13 protein-coding genes are annotated in these 15,904 nt (G+C 67.5%); 3 read left to right on the forward strand and 10 right to left on the reverse strand.

The annotated features are described in order from the left end of the window. Positions 1-91: 91 nt before the first annotated feature. Positions 92-481 (reverse strand): hypothetical protein, encoded by a 390-nt coding sequence (locus C1926_RS21455; protein WP_159095067.1) that lies wholly within the window; start codon positions 479-481, stop codon positions 92-94. On the opposite strand from C1926_RS21455, the gene C1926_RS09530 reads away from it, so the two are divergent. From C1926_RS09530 to C1926_RS09540, 3 genes are all read left to right on the forward strand, one after another. Beyond that, entirely contained in the window at positions 480-3,467 is a 2,988-nt protein-coding gene (locus C1926_RS09530) for a TonB-dependent receptor (RefSeq protein WP_108759024.1), read from the forward strand. The two genes, C1926_RS21455 and C1926_RS09530, sit on opposite strands and share 2 nt — an antisense overlap. A 111-nt stretch (positions 3,468-3,578) precedes the next feature. After that, positions 3,579-4,595 carry a cupin-like domain-containing protein gene (locus tag C1926_RS09535; protein WP_108759025.1) on the forward strand — a complete coding sequence of 339 codons (1,017 nt, stop codon included), beginning with the start codon at positions 3,579-3,581 and terminating at the stop codon, positions 4,593-4,595. A gap of 108 nt (positions 4,596-4,703) precedes the next feature. Further along, complete coding sequence (locus C1926_RS09540) at positions 4,704-6,278, forward strand: sensor domain-containing diguanylate cyclase (RefSeq protein WP_108759026.1); 1,575 nt, start codon at positions 4,704-4,706, stop codon at positions 6,276-6,278. A gap of 51 nt (positions 6,279-6,329) precedes the next feature. On the opposite strand, the gene C1926_RS09545 is transcribed toward C1926_RS09540, so the two are convergent. The 9 genes from C1926_RS09545 to C1926_RS09585 form a co-directional block, all read right to left on the reverse strand. Further along, positions 6,330-7,202 carry an energy transducer TonB gene (locus C1926_RS09545; protein WP_343125651.1) on the reverse strand — a complete coding sequence of 291 codons (873 nt, stop codon included), beginning with the start codon at positions 7,200-7,202 and terminating at the stop codon, positions 6,330-6,332. Positions 7,203-7,293: 91 nt separating this feature from the next. After that, positions 7,294-8,178 carry an energy transducer TonB gene (locus C1926_RS09550; RefSeq protein ID WP_108759028.1) on the reverse strand — a complete coding sequence of 295 codons (885 nt, stop codon included), beginning with the start codon at positions 8,176-8,178 and terminating at the stop codon, positions 7,294-7,296. A gap of 72 nt (positions 8,179-8,250) precedes the next feature. Then, positions 8,251-9,981 carry a bifunctional isocitrate dehydrogenase kinase/phosphatase gene (gene aceK, locus C1926_RS09555; protein ID WP_108759029.1) on the reverse strand — a complete coding sequence of 577 codons (1,731 nt, stop codon included), beginning with the start codon at positions 9,979-9,981 and terminating at the stop codon, positions 8,251-8,253. 167 nt (positions 9,982-10,148) lie between these two features. Further along, on the reverse strand, positions 10,149-10,508 hold the full coding sequence (locus C1926_RS09560) for a hypothetical protein (protein ID WP_079223818.1): 360 nt from the start codon (positions 10,506-10,508) through the stop codon (positions 10,149-10,151). Positions 10,509-10,562: 54 nt separating this feature from the next. Then, a complete protein-coding gene (locus C1926_RS09565; protein ID WP_108759030.1) occupies positions 10,563-10,979 on the reverse strand; it encodes a roadblock/LC7 domain-containing protein in 417 nt (138 codons plus the stop codon). After that, positions 10,972-11,520 carry an ATP/GTP-binding protein gene (locus tag C1926_RS09570; RefSeq protein WP_108747517.1) on the reverse strand — a complete coding sequence of 183 codons (549 nt, stop codon included), beginning with the start codon at positions 11,518-11,520 and terminating at the stop codon, positions 10,972-10,974. The genes C1926_RS09565 and C1926_RS09570 overlap by 8 nt, the downstream gene beginning before the upstream one ends. Further along, complete coding sequence (locus C1926_RS09575) at positions 11,513-12,457, reverse strand: hypothetical protein (protein WP_108759031.1); 945 nt, start codon at positions 12,455-12,457, stop codon at positions 11,513-11,515. Before C1926_RS09575 ends, C1926_RS09570 begins: the two co-directional genes overlap by 8 nt. Before the next feature lie 333 nt (positions 12,458-12,790). Next, positions 12,791-15,013: an NADP-dependent isocitrate dehydrogenase gene (locus tag C1926_RS09580; RefSeq protein WP_108759032.1), complete on the reverse strand. Its 2,223-nt coding sequence runs from the start codon at positions 15,011-15,013 to the stop codon at positions 12,791-12,793. 381 nt (positions 15,014-15,394) lie between these two features. Continuing rightward, positions 15,395-15,904, reverse strand: coding sequence for a hypothetical protein (locus tag C1926_RS09585; protein ID WP_108759033.1), 510 nt, complete (start codon positions 15,902-15,904; stop codon positions 15,395-15,397).

Genomic DNA, 15,904 nt, shown 5'->3' on the forward strand with positions numbered 1-15,904 from the left:
AGCGGGCCGACGCGCCCGTTGTGGCGTCGCCGCACGTGCTGTCCGCTGACAGTCGTCACCATGTCCAGAACCTGTCCTCCCGGTCAGTGATTCAAGCCATCCAGTGGACATGCACGACATCCACCGGCCATTGCCGTTGTCCAGCGCTGTCAGTCCCCTCCTCCCTCCACGCTGAAGCACCCTCGCGCGGCATCCGCGCAGTTTCGTTCTGCACCGCACAACGTTTTTCCGCCGATCGATTGGCAGCGCTGTCATGCCTGAAAAAGCGCTGCAGATGCCGCAGCCAAAGGCAATTCATCGGCGTGAGCAGGTGCATGGCAACGGTTACATCGCGGCCCACGCAGGCGTTGGCCAGGCGCACTTGATGGCAGTTTGTTGACAACGCTGTCAACCGTCGCTCCAATCCGGCCACGTGCAGTAACCCGCGATCGAGACAACGCCGCAACGACACAACCGAATTCCCTGGGGAGGGAGCTTCCATGAAGACGTACAAGGCAGTACCTCGCAAGACGATGCTCACTTCCGCGCTGCTCGCAGCGCTCGCCGCACCGGCATGGGCGCAGGACGCACCTGCCGGCGACACGCCCGACCCGGCCACGCTCGATACCGTGCAGGTCACCGGTATCCGCGGCAGCCTGCAGTCGTCGATGAACCTCAAGCGCGACAGCCAGGGCGTGGTCGATGGCATCGTCGCCGAGGACATCGGCAAGTTCCCGGATACCAACCTGGCCGAATCGCTGCAGCGCATCAGCGGCGTCTCGATCGACCGCACCTCCAGCGGCGAAGGTTCCAAGGTGACCGTGCGCGGCATCGGCCCCGACTACAACCTGGTGCTGTTGAACGGCCGCCAGATGCCTGCGTCGAACCTCGGCAACGGCGGTGCCGGCCTGAACGGTTCGCGCTCGTTCGACTTCGCCAACCTCGCTTCCGAATCGATCTCGGCGGTGGAGGTGTACAAGACCAGCCGCGCCGACAACCCGGCCGGTGGCATCGGCGCCACCATCAACATCAAGACCCTGCGGCCGCTGGAATCGGAGCCGGTGATCAGCCTCGGCCTGAAGGCGGTCAACGATTCCTCCAACGACAACCTGCCGCGCACGCTGCAGGGGTCGAACGTCACCGGCGAACTGTCGGGCATCTTCAGCCAGCGCTATGCCGACGACCGCTTCGGCGTGGCCTTCAGTGCCAGCCACCAGGAGCGCGATTCCGGCTTCAACCAGGCCACCGTGGCCGAGGGCTGGGCGACGTTCTACGGCAACAACACCACCGATGGGCGCACCCTGCCGCAGCCGGGCCAGGGCTACTCGGACCGCATCACCAACCGGCCGGGCCCGAACGATGTGTATGGGCGGCCGCAGAACACCGCCTACAACGTCAACGGCGTGCAGCGCCAGCGCACCAACGCGCAGGCCACGTTCCAGTGGAAGCCGACCGACAATGTCACCACCACGCTGGACTACACCTATGTCGAGAACAAGGTGCAGCAGCAGCGCAGCGAGCTGTCGGTGTGGTTCAACTACGGCCCGGGCGACAGCACCTGGACCAATGGCCCGGTGGCTGCACCGATCATCTACAGCGAAGACATGACCAATTCGGACGTGTCGATGGGCGGCGCGCGGCTGGCCACCAAGACCGGCATGCACTCGCTGGGCTTCAACGTGGACTGGGAAGTGAACGACGCCCTGGACCTGTCGTTTGATGCGCACAATTCCACCGCCGAATCGCAGCCGGACAGCCCTTACGGCTCGGCCGGCGTGCTTGGCGTGGCCGCCTTCGTGCGCGGCAAGACCACCGTCGACTACAGCGGTGACCTGCCGATCATCAACATCGCCCTGCCCCCGGGCGGCGTGCAGGCCTCCGATGCGCTGGTCACCGGCTCGGTGTTCCAGAACAGCTACAACAAGTCCGAGGTGCAGCAGTACCAGGGCCGCGGTACGTTCCGCTTCGCCGACTATTCGGCGCTGGATTTCGGCATCGGCCACACCCAGGTGGAGAACCGCTCGGCCTCGGCCATCATGCAGCGCAATACCTGGGGCGGCCTCGGTTCACCGGCCGACTATGCCGATGACATCTGGTACGCCGACAACATGGCCAAGTACTTCAAGGCCTTCTCCGGGCACAGCGATCCGCGCCTGACCGGCCAGTTCCTGGTGTTCGATTTCGACCGCCTGATCGACCGCGCCGCCCAGGTCGGAACCGCTGCCGACCCGGCCTGCCCGACCTGCTACTACGCACCGAGCGAGTACTCCGAAGACATCCGCACCACCGAGAAGACGCGCAGCGCCTTCCTGCAGTACCGCACCACCTTTGACTGGTCGATGCCGCTGCACGTGGCCGCCGGCGTGCGTTACGAGCAGACCGAAGTGGAATCCAACGCCATGGTGCGCGTGCCGACCGGCATCAGCTGGGGCTCGGCCAACGAACTGAACATCGTCTATGCGCCGGAAAGCAGCTTCATCGGCGGCCGCGGCAAGTACGACTACGTGCTGCCCAACGTCGACCTGAAGCTGGACCTGAGCGAATCGCTGGCGCTGCGCGGCAGCTACAGCCGCACGCTGGGCCGCCCGAGCTGGACGCAGATCCAGAGCGGCCAGTCGCTGGCCGACATCGTGCGCACCCAGGGTGGCAGCGGCAGCCGCGGCAACCCCAGCCTGGAGCCGCTGATCTCGGACAACTTCGACCTCTCGCTGGAGTGGTACTACGGCGAGGCCAGCTACGCCTCGGCCGGCTTCTTCCGCAAGAACATCAAGAACTTCATCAGCGACACCGTGGTGCGCGAGAACAGCGGCAACCTGCACACGCCCGTCGGCGGTGCCTACTGGAACGAGGCACTGGCGTCGTGCGGCGGCACCGACATGCCCTGCATCCGCGATTACATCTTCACCAACCATGCCGGCGACCCGGGCGTGAACTTCACCGGCGTCAACTCGGCCGGCCAGCTGACCGGCACCATCGAAGGCCTGCCGACCGATCCGATCGCCGGCTTCGACATCACCGTGCCGGCCAACCAGCACTCGGACCACCTGGATGGCTGGGAAGTGGCGGTGCAGCACCTGTTCGGCCAGTCCGGCTTCGGCTTGGCGGCCAACTACACCAAGGTGAAGTCCGGGCTGACCTTCAACAACCTCAGCCTGGGCGACCAGTACCCGATGATCGGCCTGAGCGACTCGGCCAACCTGGTCGCGTTCTACGACAGGAATGCCTGGCAGGTACGTGCGGCCTACAACTGGCGCGACAAGTTCCTCAACGGCATCGGCGGCCAGGGCCCGAACCCGAACTACACCGCGGCTTACGGCCAGCTCGATCTGAACATCAGCTACGCGGTGAGCGAGCAGCTGACTCTGAGCCTGGAAGCGATCAACCTGACCGACGAGACCATGCGCACCTACTCGCGCCACACCAACATGCTGCGCTACGCCACCCAGACCGGCCCGCGCTACATGTTCGGCGTGCGTTACAAGTTCTGACCTGCTGCAGTACTGTGGAGCCGAGCGTGGGCTCGGCTCTACAGGGTCGGCTTGTGCACTGCTGTAGAGCCGAGCCCATGCTCGGCTCCACTCCGCTCCGGATACCCGCGCATGCTGCCCCAGCCCCGCCCCATCGAAGAGATCCACGGCCTGGACCCGGCGCAGCTGCACGCGCAGCTGCCCACCTGGACGACGCCGAAGGTGATCCGTGGGCTGGTGGCGCACTGGCCACTGGTGAGGGCCGCGCGCCGGTCCGCCGTCGAGGCGGTGGCCCACCTGGCCGGCTTCGACCACGGGCAGATGCCGGTGACGGCGACCACCGCCGCACCCGACACGCGCGGGCGGCTGTTCTACAACGAGGACATGAGCGGCTTCAATTTCCGCCGCGAACAGATCCCGCTGAAGGTGGTGCTGGCCACCCTGCTGAAGTACGCCAGCGATCCCGCGCCGCCGTCGATCTACGTTGCCTCGACCACGCTGGACAGCTTCCTGCCCGGCTTCAGCCAGGCCAACCCGCTGCACCTGGGCGTCGCCGATCCGCTGGCCAGCATCTGGATCGGCAACCGCTCGCGCATCGCCGCCCACCAGGACGTGCCGGACAACCTGGCGTGCGTGGCGGCCGGTCGCCGTCGCGTCACCCTGTTCGCGCCGGCGCAGGTCGAGAACCTGTATGTCGGGCCGCTGGATTTCACCCCCGCCGGGCAGGCCATCAGCCTGGTCGATTTCCATGCACCGGACCTGCAGCGCTTCCCGCGCTTCGCCCAAGCGTGGGAGCAGGCCCAGGTGGCCGAGCTGGAACCGGGCGATGCGGTGTTCATTCCCTCGCTGTGGTGGCACCACATGGAGGGCCTGGAACCGTTCAACGTGCTGGTCAACAGCTGGTGGCGGCCGGGGCCGGCGTGGATGGATTCGCCGATGAATGCGCTGATGCTGGCCATCCTCGCCCTGCGCGACCTTCCGCCGGAACAGCGCGCGCACTGGCGCACGATGCTCGACCACTATGTGTTCGATGCGGGCGAACATACGGCCGCGCATGTGCCGCAGGATGCGCGTGGCGTGCTCGCGCCGCTGGATGCGGCGGGTGCCGAACGCGTGCGCGATACGTTGCGGCGGCGCCTGCAACGCTGACACCGGGACACCGTACTTAACCCCAAGGCATGCGAATGTGCCCATAATGGCGGCTCCCCCACCGTTCGTGCCCGGCTGCGCTGCCGCAGCAGTGGGCGCCGTCGCTGCATGCCACCCATCTCCAACCGCCTCAACCTGGGCAAGCTGATTCTTGCGCTGGCCCTGCTGAGTACGCTCATCGCCCTCGGCAACACGCTGCTGGCCAGCTACCGCGTGCAGCGCGACCAACTGGTGGGCAACACCCTGGAAGCCAACCGCGTCTACACCAGCAAGCTGGCCGAAACGACGCAGACCTTCCTGCTGTCCGCGCAGCAGCAGCTGGCCTACGCTGCCACCCGGCTCGGTGAGAGCGGGCTGGATGCCGGCCACGCGCAGGACGAAGCCAGCCGCCTGCAGCTGCAGTCCAGCAGCTTCAACTCCTCGCTGGTGGTCAATGCCAGCGGCCTGGTCATCGCCACCTCCCCGCAGACCCTGCAGCTGCAGGGCGAAGTGCTCAAGAGCTTCGGCAGCAACCAGGCACTGGCGCGCCGCCAGCCGCTGATCAGCGATCCCTACCAGTCGGCCACCGGCAAGCTGCTGATCTCGCTGTCGCACCCGGTCTTCGACCGCCAGGGCACCTACCTCGGCTACGTCAGCGGCACGCTGTACCTGCGCCAGCGCAGCGCGCTGCACACGCTGCTGGGCAAGCACTACTACCGCGACGGGTCCTACCTGTACGTGGTCGACCACAACGGCCGCATCATCTACCACAACAACCCGAAGGAAGTGGGCACCTACGCGCTGGACAACGCGGCGGTGAAGGCGGTGATGGGCGGTCGTTCCGGCAGCCAGCAGCTGGTCAACAACCATGGCGTGGCCCAGCTGTCCGGCTATGCGCCGGTGCCGGTCACCGGCTGGGGCATCATCGCCCAGCGCCCGGCCGAGGCGACCCTGCAGCCGCTGTCGCGCCTGATGACCTCGGTCATCTGGAACGCGATCCCGCTGGGCGTGCTGTCGCTGCTGATCACCTGGTGGTTCGCGCGGCGCATCTCGATGCCGCTGTGGCAGCTGGCGCGCAACGTGCAGGAAGGCGAAGACACCGGCAATGCGATCAACCACGTTACCGGCATCCGCGCGTGGTACTTCGAAGTGGCGCAGCTGAAGCAGGCGGTGCTGTACAGCTTCAACGCACTGCAGGACCGCATCGGTACCCTCAACCGCGCCAGCCGCACCGATCCGATGACCGGGCTGCTGAACCGCCGCGGGCTGCAGAACGCGCTGGAGATGCTGCAGGCACAGGGCCAGCCGTTCGCGATCGTGGCGCTGGACATCGACCGCTTCAAGTCGATCAACGACGGCCACGGCCATGACGTCGGCGATGCCGCCATCGTCCATATCGCCGAGCAGATGCGCCGCCATTCGCGCGAGACCGACGTGCTGTGCCGCGCCGGTGGCGAGGAATTCCTGGTGCTGCTGCCGGGCGTTGGCGTAACGGCGGCGCAGCAGACCGCCGAGCGCCTGCGCCAGGCGATTGCCGGGCAGCCGTTCGCACCGGTCGGCAGCATCACCGTGTCGCTGGGCGTGGCCCACTTCCCCACGTTCCATGCCGATGTGGAACAGGCGCTGCGGCTGGCCGACAAGGCGCTGTACCTGGCCAAGGAACAAGGCCGCAACCGCGTGGTGGTGTACCCGCACGCGGAGTGACCTGCATACCGAAGCGCCGGGCGATACCCGGCGCTGTCGTCACCGCGCCGCTCAGCCCAGCGGGGTCAGCAGGCGCGGGCCGTCGTTGCGGCCGACCATGTAGACGCCGCCTTCGGGCAGCAGATCGCTACCGGTGGCCTTTTCGTCTTCGCCGGTCTTCCACGGTGCCTGCTGGCGCGGGCCCGGGATGTAGGCCGACCAGCGGCCGTAACGCTCCGACCGGGAGTCGAAGGCGTAGTTGACCGGCACGCGCACGGTCCAGAATTCTTCGTCCTTGTACTCGCCGGTGGTCGGAATGCTGAACGTCCAGCTGCGGGCAGTACTCACGCTGGCCTTGGCCAGCACGTCGCGCAGCATCTGCATCTGGCGCTCCGGCGCCACCACGGTCAGGTTGGTACGCTCGGCAACCACGTCGGCCACCTTGCCATCGCGCCCGACCTTGACCAGCAGCGTCACCTCACCCTGGCCGCGGATGGCCGCCGCCCGTTCCGGGTAGACCGGCGGGCGCATCTTCAGCGCCCTGACGTTGTCGCTGGACAGCGTGTTCTCTTCATCGACCGGGCCGAAGTTCGCATCGGCCACGCGGACCTGCATGGTGGAGCCGGTCAGGCTGTCCGCCAGCAGCCGCAGGCGGACATCGGTACGCGCGCGCACGGCCTTGCCGTCCACCAGCACCGGTTCGAAGCGCCAGCTGTTGACCGTGCCCTCGACCAGGCGCGCCACGTCGGCGGCCACCTTGTCACGGTGGTCCAGCTGGAAGCCTTCGACCTGGCCTTCGCGGCCGATGTTGATGACGCCGCTGAGCGTCATGCTGGCCTCCATCTGCTTGCGCACCTCGCGCACGCTCTGCGCGTCTGCGTTGCCGATGCAGCCGGCGCCGCCGCCGAGGGCCAGCGTCAGGGCCAGGAAAAGGGAAGATCGCATCACACTCACTCCTTGTGCTTGAAAGACAGGTCCCTCGTTGCCAGCGCGCGGCATGCCACGCCGTCCTGGAACACGAGGGACCGGATGGAACTCAGTCCTTTGCCAGTGCCGTCAGCAGACGCAGGCCACGGTTGGCACCATCCACCATGTACACGCCGCCGGCCGGCAGCAGGTCACTACCCTCCTGCGCGACATCCTGCTGGCGCCACGGCGCCGACTGGCGCGGGCCCGGGATGAAGGGCTTCCAGACGCCATAGGGCGTTGGCTGGACGCCCGGTCCGTCACTCATCGTGTAGCTGACCACCGTACGGACCGTCCACTCGGCAGCGTCCTTGTCCTTGCCGGTGGTCGGCGGTGCAAAGGTCCACTTGCGGGCGGCGGCGGTGCTGGCATTGGCAAACAGATCACGCATCTGCCGCATGGAGCGCTCGGGCCCCACGACCCCCAGGTTCACCTGCTCGGTGGCGACGTCGGCTGCATTGCCATTCCGGTCCACCCTGATCAGCAGCACCACCTCGCCCTGCACGCCGTTGCGGAACGCCTGCTGCGGATAGCTCGGCGGCCCCATCTCGCGCCGCGTCACGGTGTCGGTATCCTTGTCGCTGTACACGTTGAAGTTGACGCCCGTCATGCGTACTTCCATCGTGCCGTCAGCTGCAGGCTTGCCGAGCAGGCGCACGCGGATCGGTGCCGTCACCGACACCGCACGTCCGTCCTGCACGGTCGGTTCGAAGCGCCAGCTGCGGATGGTGCCGTCGACGAAACCAGCGATCGTGGGCGTCAAGCGCTCGCGCTGGTCCAGTACGAGATTGCTGACCGAGCCGTCTGTGGCCACGTCGATGGTGCCGGTCAGCACCATGCTGGCCTCGGCGGTGGCGCGCACCGCCTTCGTGGTCTGCGCAGGGGCATCAAAAGCGGTGATGGCGGTAACGCTGCCGACCGCCAGGGCAAGGGCAAGACAAAGGGATGAGCGCATCGGTACCGGATCCTTGGCAATGATGGTCCAGCCTAACCGAGTTTCGCGCCGCAGGGCCAGTGGCCGGGTCGGTCAGGCCAATCGATGATCGGCGGCATACGGTGGCGTGTCAGGGTAATCGCCACTGGCGAAGCGGGACTGCAGGCCTTGCCACCAGGCGGGATCGAACAGGTGGCGGTAGTGCTCGCGCACCGCTGCCAGCTCCTGTGCCGGCAGCCCCATGAACGGCCCGAAGCGTTGGGGAAAAACGTCCCGTGGGCCAACGTGGAACCACGGCTCGTCGGCAAGTGCTTCTTCCGGCGTGCGCGGCTGCGGCCAGGCGCGGAACACGCAGTCACTGACCAGGCACAGCTCGTCGTAGTCATAGAACACCGCGCGACCATGCCGCGACACACCGAAGTTCTTCGGCAGCATGTCACCGGGAAAAATGTTGTTGCGGGCCATGTCGGTGATCGCCTGCGCGTAGTCCAGCGCGGCCGCGCGCACGGCCGGCGCGCCCTGCTCGCGCAGGTACAGGTTCAGCGGACGGAAACGGCGTTGCACGTAGCACAGGGCGATCTCGATCTCATCGCCCTGCACGCGCACGCTCTGCGCGCACTGCTGCAGCAGCTCGTCCAGCAGTGCCGGGGCAAAGCGCTCGCGCGGGAAGCGCAGGTGGCGGTACGGCTGTGCATCGAGCAGGCGGCCGACGCGATCCAGGTTGAACACCAGCGCGTACTTCTCTTCCACCTGCTGCCGCGACATCGCCTTGGGCCAGGCGAAGCGGTCGCGGATCAGCTTGAACACCAGCGGGTAGCTGGGCAGGGTGAACACCGCCATGACCATGCCCGGGGTGCCCTCGGCGTGCACCAGGCGCTCGTGCGGGTGTTCGTTGAAGTGGCGGAAGAAGGTGCGGTAGCGCTCGGTCTTGCCCTGCTTGGCGCGGCCCAGCACGGTGTAGATCTCGTCGATGGGCTTGCCGGGCAGCAGGCTGCGCAGGAACACCACCGCGTCACCGACCGTGGCCAGGCCGGCCTGGAAATAGCTGCGCGAGACACCGAACAGATGGGCGACATCACGGCGGCGGGTCAGCACCGCGTCGGCACGCAGGCCCTGTTCGTCGTTGACCAGGGCGATGATGCAGGGCGAGAAGCGGTGTTCGCCGAACACGCGGCCGACCAGGTAGGCACGGCGTTCGCGGTAGAACACGGTGTCGAGCAGTTCGATGCTGCGCACCGGGGTGTCGCCCCAGTGCGCGAGGTCATCCTGCAGGCGGATGGCGATGGCCGCTGCGCAGCGCAGCTGGTGTGCATACGGCACGTCGAAGCGGTAGTCGGCCAGCACCCGCTGCAGCGCTTCCACCGGGCGCGTGGGCGACACCGCATAGGTGTGGCGCGCCACCGGGTGGGTGATCGCATCGGAGGGTTCGATATCGAACGCGATGAACTCCAGCGCCGGGTCGACGCCCCGGGTCGCGAACAGGCGCCGCGCCAGGGTGTTGTAGAAGGTCTTGTACAGCTCGGCGTCGATCAGCCCCTGCAGCAGCGCGCTGTAGTGCGCGTGCACCTGTAGCCACAGCGCGCGCACGCCGATGGCATCGCCGGCCATGCGCCGCAGCGCGTCCATGCGCTCGGCGATGCACAGGTCGTACAGGGCGATGCGCTCGACCGCATCCTGCCGCGCGGCGGTCCAGTCGCGCTGCTCGAAGCGCAGCCGCGCCCGCGCTGTGATCGCGGCAAAACGGGCGTGGTAGTCCTCGAAGCCATCGCGGATGGCCACGGCGATGCGCGGTGCCAGGTCGGCGGCGATGTCAGGCTGGGACATGCACGGCTCGGCAGGGAGACGGGCATCCACCATACGCCGGCCTGGGGTGGGTTGTGTAGAGTCGAGCTTGCTCGACTGCTTCTGGCAGAAGTCGAGCAAGCTCGACTCTACGAAAGGCCGGAGCAGAAGCAGCCGAGCATGGGCTCGGCTCTACACAGGCAGGGTACTCAGATCGCCAGCTCGGACTCCACGTCCTGCACCTTGCGCCGGGCCAGGGCGAGGTTGCTCTTCGCACGGTCCAGCACGATGTAGAAGAACAGGCCCCGCTTCTTCGCCACCGGGCGCATGATGTGGTACGCCTTGCCCAGCGAGATGAGGATGTCCTCGATGCTGTCATTGAGGTTGAGCGAGGCGGCGGTCTTCATCTTCGCGCGGATCACTTCGGTGTTGCCTGCGGCGGCCACTTCCATGTCCATGCCCGCGCCGGCTTCGCCCAGCAGCATGCCGCTCTCGTAGTCGACCAGCGCCACGGCCTGCGCGCCGTCGATACCCATCAGTGCATTCAGCGATTCGGTCAGTCCAGCCACGTCGTATCCCCTTGTCAGTGTTGGTTCGAGCCCCTCGTTCCCCTGCGGCCGGGCTCACGATCCGCTGAGTTCGGCCAGGATCGCCTGGCCACATTCCCTGCTCTGCCACAGCACCTGGCCGATCACGCTGCGCTGGTCACAGGCCGCCATCAGCAGCAACGGCGCGCGGCCTTCGGCCTGGATCGCCAGCATCAACACCTTGCCGCCCAGTGCTTCCAGCATCAGCGTCTGCAGATCGCCCAGCGCCAGCTCGCGACCCACCGCCGCCGCCAGGGCCAGCATCGCGCTGGTCATCGCGGCCAGCCGCTCGCCGCGCCCTTCGGCACCGGCACTGACCAGGGCGAAGCCATCGACACTGGCCAGCACCACCGTGCGCACCCCTTCCACGCGTTGCTGCAGATCCTGCAGCAGCGGCTGCAGGCGCTCGCGCTGGCCGGCATCGGGCAGCGTCGCCACCTGTCCATCAGCCATGCAGGGCCACCAGCGCGTGTGCTTCCATTTCGCTCATCAGTACATCCATCAGCAGCAGCCCCTGCGCGCGGTCCCGCGCATCCACGGGCAGCAGGGGCAGCGGCTGGTCATCCAGGCACGCACGGCTGGCCCAGTCGTCCAGCTGCGCATCGGGCACCTGGTCCAGGTGGGTCACCGCCACCACCAGCGCCAGCGTGCCGGCAAAAGGCCGCAGCGCCTGCAGGTAGGCATCCAGTTCGTCAGCGACGCCGGCGCGGCGCGCATCCAGCAGCAGCACCGCGCCACGCGCACCCTGCAGCAGGATCGGCCACAGGAAGTCGAAGCGCTGCTGGCCGGGCGTGCCGTACAGGCGCAGGCGCTCACCGTTGGGCAGGTCGATGTCGGCGTAGTCCAGGGCGACCGTGGTCGAGGCCTTGTCCGCGCCCGCACGATCGCTGTTGGCGACGTCGGTGTCGATGACCGCACCGGCCGCGATGCTGCGTACCAGGGTCGACTTGCCACTGCCCATGCCGCCAAGCACCACCACCTTGTGCTCACGCATTGCGCTCGCTCCCGCGCAGGCTGCGCCAGAGGCGCGCCAGCAGGCCGCGGTCGGCGCTGCTGCCGCGCGCGGCCACGGGCACCGGCGCGGCGTTCTGCAGCTGCGCGTAGCCACACAGGTAGGCGGCATGGATGAAATCACGCACGGCGGCTGGCGGCAGCTCCAGCAACGCCGCGCACTCGTCCACCGTGCACGCGCGCTTGAGCAGCAGCGAGCACAGGCGGAATCCATCGTGGTCGTGGCCGAGCACGCGGAAGTCGGGCCAGCGCAGCAGCTTCACCGCCGCACCGCGCAGGCGCTCGTCCAGTGCGTGCCAGTGGCGGCTGCGCTGCGCCCATTGCCACAGCAGCGGCCGCAACGGCTGGCGCGCGCGGTTGCCTGCCAGCACCCGGAACTGCGCCGGCGTCAGCGCGTCCAGATGGAGATGTTCGAAACCCTGGGCCAGGCGTTCCACCAGCACGGCAGCCGGCTCCTGCAGGAGTACGGCCTGGTCCTGCTCCAGATCCAGCAGCAGCAACGGCTGCCCGCTCTCGCCCAGCAGTGCATGGCCCTGGCGCACCGGCAGGCGCTCGCGCAGCAGGCGGGTGATGGCATGGGCGCCGTCGGCCAGGCGCACCGGCGCGGGTTCGGCGCTGCCCTGCATGCCACGCAGCGCGCGGCCGATGGCCCCATCATCGAGGACATCCTGGCGGCCATGGCCCTCGCGCAGCTGGCCGCCGATGCCTTCGATCCAGCACTGCAGGCGCGGCCGCTGCTCGCGCATGCGCAGCGCGGCATTGCGCAGCGCCGGCGTATCGCGCACCACCAGCAGGTCGCAGTCGTCCAGGTCCTGGCTGCGGCACACCTGCCCATCGGGCAGGGCCGAGGCCAGGCGCAGCCGCTGCAGCAGGGCCTGTTCGCCCTGCAGATCGGTTCCCACCACCAGCACGCGTGCCATCCGTGTTCCCCGGGCGACCGCCTCCCCGGCGGTCTCGCGTCGCCAAGGCTAGGGCATCGCCACGCGCGGCCGTCGTGATCGACTGCTCAGATCGAGGGCGACCGCAGGCACGCACTGATCCGTTCTGCGACGGCCATCGTGGGCAAGTTTCATGCCGTTTTGACGGTTCCGGGAAATGGGGTCGGAGCCCTCTGCGGAGCAGAGGGATCCGACCCCGGGGCAACAAGGGGTCAGATCCCTTCTGCGTGCAGAAGGGCTCTGACCCCTCGCTCCGGACAAAAAGAAACCCGCGCCGGAGCGCGGGTTTCGATGTCACTTCCTGCGGGCGATGGATCAGCCGCGCAGCTGCTCCAGCGCGGCGTTGAAGGTCGCGCTCGGGCGCATGGCCTTGCTGGCCTTGGCCACGTCCGGGCGGTAGTAGCCGCCGATGTCCACGGCCTTGCCCTGCACCGCGGCCAGCTCGTCGACGATCTTCTGCTCGTTGTCGGTCAGTGCCTTGGCCAGCGGGGCGAAGCGGGCCTTCAGTGCGGCGTCTTCGTCCTGCGCGGCCAGGGCCTGGGCCCAGTACAGCGCGATGTAGAAGTGGCTGCCGCGGTTGTCGATGCCACCCAGCTTGCGCGAAGGCGACTTGTCGTTGTCCAGGAACTGGCCGTTGGCTTCGTCCAGCGCCTTGGCCAGCACGCGGGCAGCGGCGTTGTCGTAGCGGTTGCCCAGGTGTTCCAGCGACGCGGCCAGGGCCAGGAATTCACCCAGCGAATCCCAGCGCAGGTAATCCTCTTCAACGAACTGCTGGACGTGCTTCGGGGCCGAACCACCGGCGCCGGTCTCGAAGAGGCCACCACCGGCCATCAGCGGCACGATCGACAGCATCTTGGCGCTGGTGCCCAGTTCCATGATCGGGAACAGGTCGGTCAGGTAGTCGCGCAGCACGTTGCCGGTCACCGAGATGGTGTCCTCACCCTTGCGGATGCGGTCCAGCGAGAAGGCGGTCGCTTCCACCGGCGGCAGGATGCGGATGTCCAGGCCGTTGGTGTCGTGGTCCTTCAGGTACTGCTCGACCTTGGCGATGACCTGCGCGTCGTGGGCGCGGGCGGCATCCAGCCAGAACACGGCCGGGGTGCTGCTCAGGCGGGCGCGCTCGACGGCCAGCTTCACCCAGTCCTGGATCGGCGCGTCCTTGGTCTGGCACATGCGCCAGATGTCACCGGCTTCCACGGCGTGTTCGAACACCACGGTGCCGGCCTCGTCGGTGACCTTGACCACGCCATCGGCAGCGATCTGGAAGGTCTTGTCGTGCGAGCCGTACTCTTCGGCCTTCTGCGCCATCAGGCCGACGTTCGGCACGGAGCCCATGGTGGCCGGGTTGAAGGCACCGTTGGCCTTGCAGTCGTCGATGACGGCCTGGTAGACGCCGGCGTAGCAGCGGTCGGGGATGACGGCCTTGGTGTCCTGCAGCTTGCCTTCGGCATTCCACATCTTGCCGGAGTCGCGGATCATCGCCGGCATCGAGGCGTCGACGATGACGTCGCTCGGCACGTGCAGGTTGGTGATGCCCTTGTCCGAGTTGACCATGGCCACGCCCGGACGCTGCGCGTACTCGGCGGCCAGGTCGGCTTCGATGGCGGCGCGGGTGGCTTCGGGCAGCGACGGCAGGCGCGCGGCCAGGTCACCGATGCCGTTGTTGGCATCGAAACCGGCCTGCTTCAGCACGTCGGCATGCTTGGCCAGCACGTCCTTGTAGAACTCGTTGACCGCCACGCCGAACATGATCGGGTCGGAGACCTTCATCATGGTCGCCTTCAGGTGCAGCGAGAACAGCACGCCCTGGGCCTTGGCATCAGCGATTTGCTCGCCGATGAAGGCGGCCAGTGCCTTGCGGCTCATCACGGCGGCATCGACGATCTCGCCGGCCTTGACCGCGGTCTTTTCCTTCAGCACGACGGCGCTGCCGTCCTTGCCGTGGAAGGTGATCTTCAGCGAACCGGCGTTGGCCACGGTGGCCGACTTCTCGCTGCCGTAGAAATCACCGGCAGCCATGTGCGCGACGTGCGACTTCGAGTCGGCCGCCCAGGCGCCCATGCGGTGCGGGTGCTTGCGTGCGTAGTTCTTCACCGACAGCGGTGCGCGGCGGTCGGAGTTGCCTTCGCGCAGCACCGGGTTCACCGCACTGCCCTTGACCTTGTCGTAGCGCGCCTTGTAGTCGCGCTGCTGGTCGTCGGCCGGGGTTTCCGGGTAATCCGGCAGCGGGTAGCCCTGGTCCTGCAGTTCCTTGATGGCCGCCTTCAGCTGCGGCACCGAGGCGGAGATGTTCGGCAGCTTGATGATGTTGGCGTCCGGGGTGGTCGCCAGCTGGCCCAGCTCGGCCAGGTCGTCACTGACCTTCTGCGCGTCGCTGAGCAGTTCCGGGAACAGCGACAGGATGCGGCCGGACAGCGAGATGTCACGGGTTTCCACCACGATGCCGGCGGTGGCGGTGTAGGCGTCGACGATCGGCAGCAGCGACTGGGTAGCCAGGAACGGTGCTTCGTCGGTCAGCGTGTAGAGGATCTTGGACATGGGGGACTTGGACTCTGTAGCGGTTCTCAGGGGAAGGCCGGCGCAGGCGCCGTGCCACGTGCAACCGTGTCACTTTCCCCCGTCGCCGTCAGGGTGGGCGCGCGGCGGGGAAACCCCTGCATTGTCGCGTTTTCAGCCGCGCGGGGCAAAGCCATCCCATACGCTGCGGTACTGCACCACGGCAACGCTGTGATCCAGCTGCGTGGTATCGGATGCAACCATGCTTGGCGTGCCTGCCCGTAGGTCCACGCCATGCGTGCCACGCCCGCCAGTAGATCCACGCCATGCGTGGATGGAGCTTTCCCAGGAGCCACAAACAAAAAAGACGCAGCCTCGCGGCTGCGCCCATCGTGAGTCCAACCGGGAGAGAGTCGGCGGGACTTACTTGACCTCGAACTCCTGCGGCGTTCCGGCCGCCTTGCCATCAACCATGACTTCGGCGCGGTACTTGCCGGCCGGCCAGCCATTGGCGTTCTTGAAGGTGATGTTGGTCGTCTCGGCACCGGAAGCGTTCAGCGTGGCGTTCTGCTCGCCGGCCACCTGGCCGTCCTGGAAGGTCAACTTGGCACCGACGGTGACGTTGTTCGCGGCGGCATCGGTACGCACCGAGACGATCACATCGTCCTTCGGCGCGAACAGTGCGGCCGGGGCCACCGACTTGTCAGCGGCAGCGGTCTTGCCCACGGTGACGGCAGATACGGCGACCGCAGCGGCTTCAGCCATCGGCGGCGGCGCACCGGTCATGGGTGCCGGTGCCGGCTCGGCCGGGGTCGTCGCCGCCGGGGCGGCGTTGTTGTCGGTGGATTCTTCGTTCTTCTTGCAACCGACCAGGGCAACGCTGCCCAGCAGGGCGGCGATCAGGGCGGCATGGAGCGGGTTGGTCTTGATCAT

The sequence above is a fragment of the Stenotrophomonas sp. ZAC14A_NAIMI4_1 genome (assembly GCF_003086915.1).
Lineage (GTDB): Bacteria > Pseudomonadota > Gammaproteobacteria > Xanthomonadales > Xanthomonadaceae > Stenotrophomonas.

Excerpts from the sequence above, each read along its gene's own strand:
- C1926_RS09530 (WP_108759024.1), top strand. The coding sequence starts at position 480 with ATGAAGACGTACAAGGCAGTACCTCGCAAGACGATGCTCACTTCCGCG.
- C1926_RS21455 (WP_159095067.1), bottom strand. The coding sequence starts at position 481 with ATGGAAGCTCCCTCCCCAGGGAATTCGGTTGTGTCGTTGCGGCGTTGT.
- C1926_RS09535 (WP_108759025.1), top strand. The coding sequence starts at position 3,579 with ATGCTGCCCCAGCCCCGCCCCATCGAAGAGATCCACGGCCTGGACCCG.
- C1926_RS09540 (WP_108759026.1), top strand. The coding sequence starts at position 4,704 with ATGCCACCCATCTCCAACCGCCTCAACCTGGGCAAGCTGATTCTTGCG.
- C1926_RS09545 (WP_343125651.1), bottom strand. The coding sequence starts at position 7,202 with ATGCGATCTTCCCTTTTCCTGGCCCTGACGCTGGCCCTCGGCGGCGGC.
- C1926_RS09550 (WP_108759028.1), bottom strand. The coding sequence starts at position 8,178 with ATGCGCTCATCCCTTTGTCTTGCCCTTGCCCTGGCGGTCGGCAGCGTT.
- aceK (WP_108759029.1), bottom strand. The coding sequence starts at position 9,981 with ATGTCCCAGCCTGACATCGCCGCCGACCTGGCACCGCGCATCGCCGTG.
- C1926_RS09565 (WP_108759030.1), bottom strand. The coding sequence starts at position 10,979 with ATGGCTGATGGACAGGTGGCGACGCTGCCCGATGCCGGCCAGCGCGAG.
- C1926_RS09570 (WP_108747517.1), bottom strand. The coding sequence starts at position 11,520 with ATGCGTGAGCACAAGGTGGTGGTGCTTGGCGGCATGGGCAGTGGCAAG.
- C1926_RS09575 (WP_108759031.1), bottom strand. The coding sequence starts at position 12,457 with ATGGCACGCGTGCTGGTGGTGGGAACCGATCTGCAGGGCGAACAGGCC.
- C1926_RS09580 (WP_108759032.1), bottom strand. The coding sequence starts at position 15,013 with ATGTCCAAGATCCTCTACACGCTGACCGACGAAGCACCGTTCCTGGCT.
- C1926_RS09585 (WP_108759033.1), bottom strand. The coding sequence starts at position 15,904 with ATGATCAAGACCAACCCGCTCCATGCCGCCCTGATCGCCGCCCTGCTG.